Genomic DNA, 8,108 nt, shown 5'->3' with positions numbered 1-8,108 from the left:
GAGTGTCCGGGGAGGGAAAGCTGCCAGTTGAGGATGCGTGCGGCATCGGAGTCGAGGCGCGGATGCCGGATGATGTCGTTGGTGAGCTGGGTGAAGTCGCGTTCGGGCGCGATAAAGTTGCGGTAGATCACGGTGGAGTCGCATTCCACTAGTGGTTCAGGCCCTCGACGATGGGTGCAACCATCGCGGGGGCCGTTTTGTTGCGAACGTACCGCACGGCATATGCCCGGGACGACACGCAGAGTGAAGACCGCCCGTACGAGTGAAGTGCGCTGCGGATTCGTACAGTTGCCCGCCAGGGAGGCCGCGTCTCCGAGTTGACTGGGGGTGGGCCTGCTGCGTGGGCTTCTGGTGGGACCGCCCTCTTTCCGAGAGTCGCACCTTCCGTCACCGCGTCAAGGGCGAGTCGGCGAAGCCGATGGCCTACGGCCACCCTTGACCCGGCGACGGAAGCCGCGCAACAACGCTCGGAGGGCGGTCCGGGGGCCGGGGTCACGCCCCCCGGCCGCCACCCTCGGAACGAGGGCGGCCGCACCAGAAGCCCGCCAGAGACGTTCACCCCCAGAGCCTCGCGCCGACTGCCGCCGCCCTGCCCTGTCCGTCGGGCTACGGGGTGCGCAGCCACAGGGCGGCGCCGAGCGCGCCCACGGCGACCGCGATCAGGAAGAGGGCCGCGCGGGCGAGGTGCTGATGATGCGCACGGCCCCGCGCGGGGTCAGGCTCGCGCGTTCCTCCGGGCTTGCCGACCAGCAATGTTCGACCGCCGCTTCCCAGAGGTATCCGCTGGGGCGCACCAGGGTGAGCAGATTCCCGTGTACGTCCCGTACTTGCCCGGTGAGCGCCCGCTGCGCGTCGGTCACGACGTCGCCGACGCGGTACCTCACGGGGTGGGCCGGGCGGTGCGGAGGAGGGCGGTCAGCCGCTTGGCGCCGCCGAGGCTGACGACACCGAGTCCGTACCGGTGGACGTCGCCACCGGGCGCACGCGTCACGTCGCGGTAGAGGCCGTTGGTGGGGAGCCCGGCGGTGTCCATGGCGGCCTTGAGGTCGCGGTACACGCGGGCGGCCTCGGGCTCGGTGACGGGGCGGATGGGGGGTGTGGTGAGGGGCGTACGCATGGAGGGCTCACTTTCTGATGGATCTCCTCCGGGATGTCTCCACGATGGCGCGGACAGTCCTACTCTCACCAGGAGTTGGGTTTCCGAAGGGGATCAGGAAACGAGGCATATGCCAGCCGAGAAAGAGATCGACCCGAGCGAGAGCTTGGAGAGCTTCATCGCGGACATGGTCCGGGACGCGCGCAAGCGGCACGGATGGCGGCAACAGGACCTCGCGGCGAAGGTGTTCAGCAGCACCACCCGGATCTCGGAGATCGAGAACGGCGACCCGCCGGAGCTGAAGCTCGGCCGACAGCTGGACCAGGTCCTGGAGTTGCGCGGAAAGCTGGCGAATCTGCTGATGATTCGAGACCGGGTGGCATTCCGCGACTATGCGCAGGAGTTCCTCCGGGACCAGGCGCGGGCGCGGACCATACATGAGTTCTCGCTCGTGGTGCCTGGCCTGTTGCAGACGCCCGGCTACGCAAGGGCGATCATGCAGCTTGCGGATCCGGATGGGCGGACCGACATCGAGGCCTCCGTGCGGCGACGCGCCGAGCGGCAAGCGGTGTTCGACGGCCCCCAGCCTCCGTGGCTCTGGGTGGTCCTCGACGAGAACGCGCTGCTTCGGGTCATGGGGTCGAGGCACGTCATGCGAGAGCAGATCGAGAGGCTTCTCGAAGCCACCGAGCGTCCGTACATCAACGTGCAGATCTTGCGCACCGACCGTGCGGCCATCCCGGGGTCAGTGAGTCTCCTGACCTCGCCGTCGGGTGAACTCACGGCGTACACCGAGGGATTCAGTACGGGCCGCTACATGGTCGAACCAGCCGACGCCGACCGTTTCCAGAGGATCTATGATCGGCTCCACGCCGACGCCCTTGGGATCGTTGAGTCACATGAGATCATCCGCGACGCACTGGGGAAGCACGATGACTGAGCCGAGCTGGCACAAGAGCACGTACAGCGGCGACAACGACAACTGCGTCGAGGTCGCCGACAACCTCCCCCGTGTCCATGTCCGCGACACCAAGGACCACGCCCAGGGCGAGCTCACCGCCCCCCCCGCCGCCTGGGCCGCGTTCATCGCGTTCGCGCGGGCGCACGCGATCTGACCCGCGGCCCCCGGCGACTCCCCGGCCCCCGCCACACGCGGGGGCCTTCGTCGTGCTGACGGTCTACTGCACGCTCCAGCGGGGCGGGTGTCCAGGATCGGTGGGGCAGCCGAAGATGTTGAGTTCGCCGTGGTTGCCGACGACGACCCCGGTGGGCAGGGCGAAGGGGTTGGGGCGCAGGCCCTGATCCTCGACAGGGATCCAGCTCCCGCTTCCGCCGTCCCACTCGCCGGTGTCGACGGTCAGTAGCAGGTGCATGGGGGTCGCGCAGGTCAGGCAGTTCATCTCGTACGGGTCGGTCGCGTGCCAGGACGCGTACCCCCCGGCCCGCCAGCCGGGCGGGATCGACAGGTCGTACTGGTAGGCGACGGGCTCGGTCTCGTCCTCCCGCTCCTCGGCCTCCTCTTCCAGAGCCTCCTCCCACGCATCGATCCGCTCGCGCAGCTCCTCGGGCAGCACCCCCGCGAACGGGTACGTGACCACCTGCTCCGGGTGCAGCTCGCAGGGCTCGGGGACGTATCCCTCGTAGCCGACCACCGCAGGCTCAGGGGGCGAGGTCAGTACTGCTCCCACCTCCGCCGCCCTGCGCCAGCGCAGGTGGAGGAACATGCTGTGCCCGGTGGGGCGGTGTGCGTCGAAGGGGCACCAGAACACCTGGAGCAGATCGGCGCCGTCCGGCCCCGGGGGGAGATCCGGGACGTCCCGCGTGTAGAGCTGCGCGAGGCCGATCAGGGGCAGCGGGTCGGTCTCGCTCGCCCCCGGCACCAGGTGGTCGCGACCGAGCGCCGTCACGAGCGTCCGTTCCTCTTCCGTCAGGCCTTCGTACGGTTCCCGCGTGTACGCCGAGGCCAGGACTTCCCGCTCCCGACGGATGTCGGCGGGGCGCCTCCCGCGCCCGCGTCCGTGCGCCTCGCCGCACACCGGCCACGGCTCGTCCGCCGGCCACAGCATCGGCCCGCCGACGGAGCTCGCCGACGGCCCCGGGTGCCCCGGTCGCGGATGCAGCCGGGTGGTCGTACCCCGATGGGCGGCCAGTTCCGGGAAGAGCGCCTCGACGTCAAGTGGCCGTGGCGGCGTGGTCCTTGTCATGGAAGGACTGTAGAAGTCAGTCATCTCATCCGGCTTCTCAGGGCCCGTCGGCATGATCGGCTGCTTGTTCCGGCTGGACGTGCCCGGGCGGCCTTCCCTTGCGGCTTGTCGCGACGGTGGTCAGGTCACGGAGTAGAAGCGGATGGCGACTTCGGAGTCGTCGCCGCGGGCGAGGCCGATGAAGACGGTCCGGGCGAGCCAGAGATGAGCGGGGGCGGCGGTGCGGAAGACGGGGGAGGTTCGGTAGTACACACCTGCCTCGGACACCTGTAGGGCGCCGTCGTACTGGGCGGGGGCGGTGGGGTCGTCCTCGTGGTAGTAACCGCGGTTGGTGATGTCGATGACCGCGCCGTCATCGGCTTGGAGGAGGTATCGGGCATCGAGCTGGTAGACCCCGCCGCGTCGGTCGCACCAGTCGCCGCCGCCGGCCAGGACAGTGCCGCGCAGGCGGGGGCCGTCGACAGTGCCGCCGGTGATGGGGACGTACTCGGTGATCTCGCCGGCGCCGTGCCCGATGTGCAGTGAGGGGGCGAGGAAGGCACGGACCTCGAAGGCGAAGGTGAGGGCGGGGGTGAAACCCGGCCCGACGGCGGTCTGCGGCTCTGGGGAAATCACGGCACTCCGTAAGGCTGCGGGGCTGGCGTGGCGGTATGCCGGATCCTAGACAAGCCATGCCCAGCCGGGTCAACGGTGTTGACATAGCGCCACGACCGGCCCTGGTGGCGCGCACGGGATCGGCCGGCGCCGCGCCCTCTCCGGCGCCCCTCCGGTGCCGCATCCTGCGCCGTCGGGGTCGTCGGGCGGCAGACTGGAACCCCCACCGGAGATCACCGGTCCGACGGCCGTCACCCGGTAAGGGGTCGTCCCCTGTCGAGCCAGTGACAAATCACCTAGTGACAGGTCGGTCTTCAATCCGTAGGGTGCTGAATATGGATATGCAGACAGTCGTCCTCGGCACGTCCGGCACGACCCCGCAGGACGTCATCGACGTCGCCCGCCACGGCGCCCGCGTCGAGCTGTCGACCGAGGCCGTGCGCGCCCTCGCCGCGTCCCGGGCCGTGATCGACGCCCTCGCCGCCAAGCCCGAACCCGTCTACGGCGTCTCCACCGGCTTCGGCGCGCTCGCCACCCGGCACATCAGCCATGAGCTCCGTGCCCAGCTCCAGCGCAACATCGTCCGCTCGCACGCCGCCGGCATGGGCCCGCGCGTCGAGCGCGAGGTCGTGCGCGCGCTGATGTTCCTCCGGCTGAAGACCGTCGCCTCCGGTCACACCGGCGTCCGCCCCGAGGTCGCCCAGACCATGGCCGACGTCCTCAACGCCGGCATCACCCCCGTCGTCCACGAGTACGGCTCCCTCGGCTGCTCCGGCGACCTCGCCCCGCTCTCCCACTGCGCCCTCGCCCTGATGGGCGAGGGGGACGCCGAAGGGCCCGACGGTGTGCTCAAGCCCGCCGGCGAGCTGCTCGCCGCGCACGGCATCGCGCCCGTCGAGCTCAAGGAGAAGGAGGGGCTCGCCCTCCTCAACGGCACCGACGGCATGCTCGGCATGCTGATCATGGCCCTCGCCGACCTCGACACCCTCTACAAGTCGGCGGACATCACCGCCGCGCTCTCCCTCGAAGCCCTTCTCGGCACCGAGAAGGTCCTCGAACCCGAGCTGCACGCCATCCGCCCGCACCCCGGCCAGGCCGCCGCCGCCGCCAACATGCTGGCCGTGCTCAAGGGCTCCGGCCTCACCGGCCACGCCCTCGCGGGCGAGGCCCCCCGCGTCCAGGACGCCTACTCGGTGCGCTGCGCCCCGCAGGTCGCCGGCGCCGGCCGCGACACCATGGCCCACGCCCGGCTCGTCGCCGAGCGCGAGCTCGCCGCCGCCGTCGACAACCCCGTCGTCCTCTCCGACGGCCGCGTCGCCTCCAACGGCAACTTCCACGGCGCCCCCGTCGCGTACGTCCTCGACTTCCTCGCCATCGCCGCCGCCGACCTCGGCTCGATCGCCGAGCGCCGTACCGACCGGCTCCTCGACAAGAACCGTTCGCACGGCCTGCCGCCGTTCCTCGCCGACGACGCCGGCGTCGACTCGGGCCTGATGATCGCCCAGTACACCCAGGCCGCCCTGGTCAGCGAGATGAAGCGGCTCGCCGTCCCGGCCTCCGCCGACTCCATCCCGTCCTCCGCGATGCAGGAGGACCACGTCTCCATGGGCTGGTCCGCCGCCCGCAAGCTGCGCACGGCGATCGGCAACCTCAACCGGATCATCGCGGTCGAGCTGTACGCCGCGACCCGGGGCATCGAGCTCCGCGAGGGTCTCACCCCGGCGCCCGCCTCCCGGGCGGCCATCGACGCGCTGCGCGCGGCCGGAGTCGAGGGGCCCGGCCCGGACCGGTTCCTGGCGCCCGACCTGGCCGCCGCCGACGCCTTCGTCGCCGCGGGCAAGCTGGTCGCCGCCGTGGAGCCCGTCACCGGCCCGCTGGCGTAACACGCGCTGTGCGCGAAGGGCCCGCCGATCCGGAGCGGGCCCTTCGTCATGTCCGTATGCGCGTACGGGCGCATGTCCGCGAGCCAGGGCGCTCGGCACGCTCAGTGCACCCGGCCCCGCCGTCTCATCGCCAGTGCCACGAAGCCCGCGCCGACGCCCAGGAAACCCGTCCCGCCGAGCAGGTACGGCGTCGTGTCCAGGTTTCCGGTCTCCGCGAGGCGGGCGCCGCCCGTGGTCGCGTCGTCCTGGACGACGCCGACCCGCACACCGCCGTGTTCGTCGGTGGCGTTGGCGGACGGGACGAACCACAGGGCGCACAGTAGTGATCCCGCCGCGGTGGCGGTGAGGAGTGGGCGTCGGGCGGCGGACACGGAAATTTCGATCCCCCTTGCGGAAACCGCGCATCGGTCGGTGCGTCGATGCTAATGAACACAGCGGGTCGCGGGAAAGCCGGGAGCCCGGTGACCCTACGCTCCGACACATGAGTACTTCCGAGACAGCGCGCTATGTACGCCTTCGGGTCGATGTCGTCCTGGAGATCGACGGTCCCGCCGAGCTGACCGAGGCCGCCGAGGGCCGGATCGACAGTGACGAGTTCATGCCGGAGGAGGAGCGCGTCCAGGCCCGCGCCGCCGCCCGCGAGGACAGCGCCGAGGCCCTCGCCTACCTGGTCGAGCCCTTCGACCTGATCCGCGACGTCCCCGGCATCGAGATGGTCCAGGCCTCCTGGAGCACGGAGGAGGTCGTGTACGACCCCGATGCCCTGGAGTGGGACCTCGGAGAGGAAGATGGGGACGAAGAGGAAGACGCGGAGGACTTCGAGGGCGACGACGCGCGGGCATAGGGGCGAGGGCCGGCCAGAGGGCCGGGCAACGCCCTGATCACAGGTCCCGGGACGGCGTTCCGGGACCTTTCGCGTGCTCCGGGAACCGTACGCGTCACCCATGCGTGTCGATCAGTGGTGTTCCCCACAAACCGTCCGGTTCCGGAACCGGACGGGGTGTCATGGGTATGTAGACAATCAGCGCAACAAGCGTGGGCAGGACTCGGCGACGATGGAGATGCGTGTGATGACGGACGGCAAGCGCCGCAAGAGCCTGACGGTCGCGGCCGCGGTGCTCGGCGGCGTGTTGGTGCTCTCGGCGTGCAACGACGGCGACCAGGGTGGCAGCGCCTCCGGTACCCCGACGCCACCGTCGCAGTCCCAGGTCGACGAGGCGGCGGAAGCGGCCAAGACGTCGAAGGCGCAGATCACCATCGCGCCCAAGACCGGCTCGCAGAACGCGTCCATCAACAACGGCACCAAGGTCAGCGTCACCGAGGGCAAGCTCACCGACGTCACCATGACGTCGGCCGAGGGCACCGAGGTCAAGGGCGAGATAGCGGCCGACGGACTGAGCTGGAAGCCGAGCGAGCAGCTCGAGCGGGCCACGGTCTACAAGATCGCCGCCACCGCCACGGACGCGGACGGCCTGGAGGCCCACGAGAACTCGTCGTTCACGACGGTCTCGAAGGCCAACAGCTTCATCGGCAACTTCACCCCCGAGGACGGCTCGACCGTCGGCGTCGGCATGCCCGTCTCGATCAACTTCAACAAGGCGATCACCGACAAGGCGGCCGTCCAGGGCGGCATCACCGTCACCTCCAGCAGCGGCCAGGAGGTCGTCGGGCACTGGTTCAACTCCCAGCGCATCGACTTCCGCCCCCAGAAGTACTGGACCGAGGGCTCGACCGTCACGCTGAAGCTGGACCTCGACGGCGTCGAGGGCGCCGACGGCGTCTTCGGCGTCCAGCAGAAGACCGTCACCTTCAAGATCGGCCGCAACCAGGTCTCCACCGTCGACGTCGCCACCAAGACCATGACGGTCACCCAGGACGGCAAGACGATCAAGACCATCCCGATCTCCGCCGGCTCCCCGGACAACCCGACCTACAACGGTCAGATGGTGATCTCCGAGAAGTTCAAGGAGACCCGGATGAACGGCGCCACCGTCGGCTTCACGGACGACGACGGCAAGGGCGAGTACGACATCAAGGACGTGCCGCACGCGATGCGCCTGTCCACCTCGGGCACGTTCATCCACGGCAACTACTGGGGCCCGGACTCGATCTTCGGCTCCGCCAACACCAGCCACGGCTGCGTGGGCCTCAACGACGTCAAGGGCGCCGGCGACCCGAACCAGCAGGCCGCCTGGCTCTACGACAACTCGATCGTCGGTGACGTCGTGATCGTCCAGAACTCCAAGGACAAGACGATCGCCCCCGACAACGGCCTCAACGGCTGGAACCTGAGCTGGGCCGACTGGAAGGCCGGCTCGGAGGCCTGACAGC

The 8,108-nt window shown here is 70.0% G+C and carries 10 protein-coding genes; 5 read left to right on the top strand and 5 right to left on the bottom strand.

Annotated elements, in window-relative coordinates; translation table 11 throughout:
- Positions 1–606: 606 nt before the first annotated feature.
- Both ACWFR1_RS30170 and ACWFR1_RS30165 read right to left on the bottom strand, forming a co-directional pair.
- Positions 607–753, bottom strand: a complete 147-nt coding sequence (locus ACWFR1_RS30170) for a hypothetical protein (protein ID WP_453556757.1) — start codon at positions 751–753, stop codon at positions 607–609.
- Positions 754–880: 127 nt separating this feature from the next.
- Positions 881–1,117, bottom strand: a complete 237-nt coding sequence (locus ACWFR1_RS30165; RefSeq protein WP_453556756.1) for a hypothetical protein — start codon at positions 1,115–1,117, stop codon at positions 881–883.
- 109 nt (positions 1,118–1,226) lie between these two features.
- On the opposite strand from ACWFR1_RS30165, the gene ACWFR1_RS30160 reads away from it, so the two are divergent.
- Positions 1,227–2,036 carry a Scr1 family TA system antitoxin-like transcriptional regulator gene (locus ACWFR1_RS30160; protein ID WP_453556754.1) on the top strand — a complete coding sequence of 270 codons (810 nt, stop codon included), beginning with the start codon at positions 1,227–1,229 and terminating at the stop codon, positions 2,034–2,036.
- On the top strand, positions 2,029–2,211 hold the full coding sequence (locus ACWFR1_RS30155) for a DUF397 domain-containing protein (RefSeq protein ID WP_453556752.1): 183 nt from the start codon (positions 2,029–2,031) through the stop codon (positions 2,209–2,211). Before ACWFR1_RS30160 ends, ACWFR1_RS30155 begins: the two co-directional genes overlap by 8 nt.
- 63 nt (positions 2,212–2,274) lie before the next feature.
- Here ACWFR1_RS30155 and ACWFR1_RS30150 read toward each other — a convergent pair whose 3' ends face one another.
- Together ACWFR1_RS30150 and ACWFR1_RS30145 are read right to left on the bottom strand one after the other, a co-directional pair.
- Positions 2,275–3,300 (bottom strand): hypothetical protein, encoded by a 1,026-nt coding sequence (locus ACWFR1_RS30150; protein ID WP_453556750.1) that lies wholly within the window; start codon positions 3,298–3,300, stop codon positions 2,275–2,277.
- Between the two features lie 120 nt (positions 3,301–3,420).
- Entirely contained in the window at positions 3,421–3,915 is a 495-nt protein-coding gene (locus ACWFR1_RS30145) for a DUF3237 domain-containing protein (protein ID WP_453556748.1), read from the bottom strand.
- Between the two features lie 320 nt (positions 3,916–4,235).
- Here ACWFR1_RS30145 and hutH point away from each other — a divergent pair, with 320 nt between their 5' ends.
- On the top strand, positions 4,236–5,777 hold the full coding sequence (hutH, locus tag ACWFR1_RS30140) for a histidine ammonia-lyase (RefSeq protein WP_453556761.1): 1,542 nt from the start codon (positions 4,236–4,238) through the stop codon (positions 5,775–5,777).
- 101 nt (positions 5,778–5,878) lie between these two features.
- On the opposite strand, the gene ACWFR1_RS30135 is transcribed toward hutH, so the two are convergent.
- Positions 5,879–6,148, bottom strand: a complete 270-nt coding sequence (locus ACWFR1_RS30135) for a hypothetical protein (RefSeq protein WP_453556747.1) — start codon at positions 6,146–6,148, stop codon at positions 5,879–5,881.
- Between the two features lie 110 nt (positions 6,149–6,258).
- Here ACWFR1_RS30135 and ACWFR1_RS30130 point away from each other — a divergent pair, with 110 nt between their 5' ends.
- Positions 6,259–6,621: a hypothetical protein gene (locus ACWFR1_RS30130; protein ID WP_453556745.1), complete on the top strand. Its 363-nt coding sequence runs from the start codon at positions 6,259–6,261 to the stop codon at positions 6,619–6,621.
- A gap of 211 nt (positions 6,622–6,832) precedes the next feature.
- Complete coding sequence (locus ACWFR1_RS30125; protein ID WP_453556743.1) at positions 6,833–8,104, top strand: L,D-transpeptidase; 1,272 nt, start codon at positions 6,833–6,835, stop codon at positions 8,102–8,104.
- Positions 8,105–8,108: the final 4 nt, after the last annotated feature.

It is taken from the genome of Streptomyces sp. NPDC055103, assembly GCF_053607625.1.
The sequence above is the reverse complement of the archived record's forward strand: the minus strand, read 5'-3'. Positions and strand labels throughout refer to the sequence as shown.

Coding starts and splice junctions, on each gene's coding strand:
- ACWFR1_RS30165 (WP_453556756.1), bottom strand. CDS start 1,117: ATGCGTACGCCCCTCACCACACCCCCCATCCGCCCCGTCACCGAGCCC.
- ACWFR1_RS30160 (WP_453556754.1), top strand. CDS start 1,227: ATGCCAGCCGAGAAAGAGATCGACCCGAGCGAGAGCTTGGAGAGCTTC.
- ACWFR1_RS30155 (WP_453556752.1), top strand. CDS start 2,029: ATGACTGAGCCGAGCTGGCACAAGAGCACGTACAGCGGCGACAACGAC.
- ACWFR1_RS30150 (WP_453556750.1), bottom strand. CDS start 3,300: ATGACAAGGACCACGCCGCCACGGCCACTTGACGTCGAGGCGCTCTTC.
- hutH (WP_453556761.1), top strand. CDS start 4,236: ATGCAGACAGTCGTCCTCGGCACGTCCGGCACGACCCCGCAGGACGTC.
- ACWFR1_RS30130 (WP_453556745.1), top strand. CDS start 6,259: ATGAGTACTTCCGAGACAGCGCGCTATGTACGCCTTCGGGTCGATGTC.
- ACWFR1_RS30125 (WP_453556743.1), top strand. CDS start 6,833: ATGGAGATGCGTGTGATGACGGACGGCAAGCGCCGCAAGAGCCTGACG.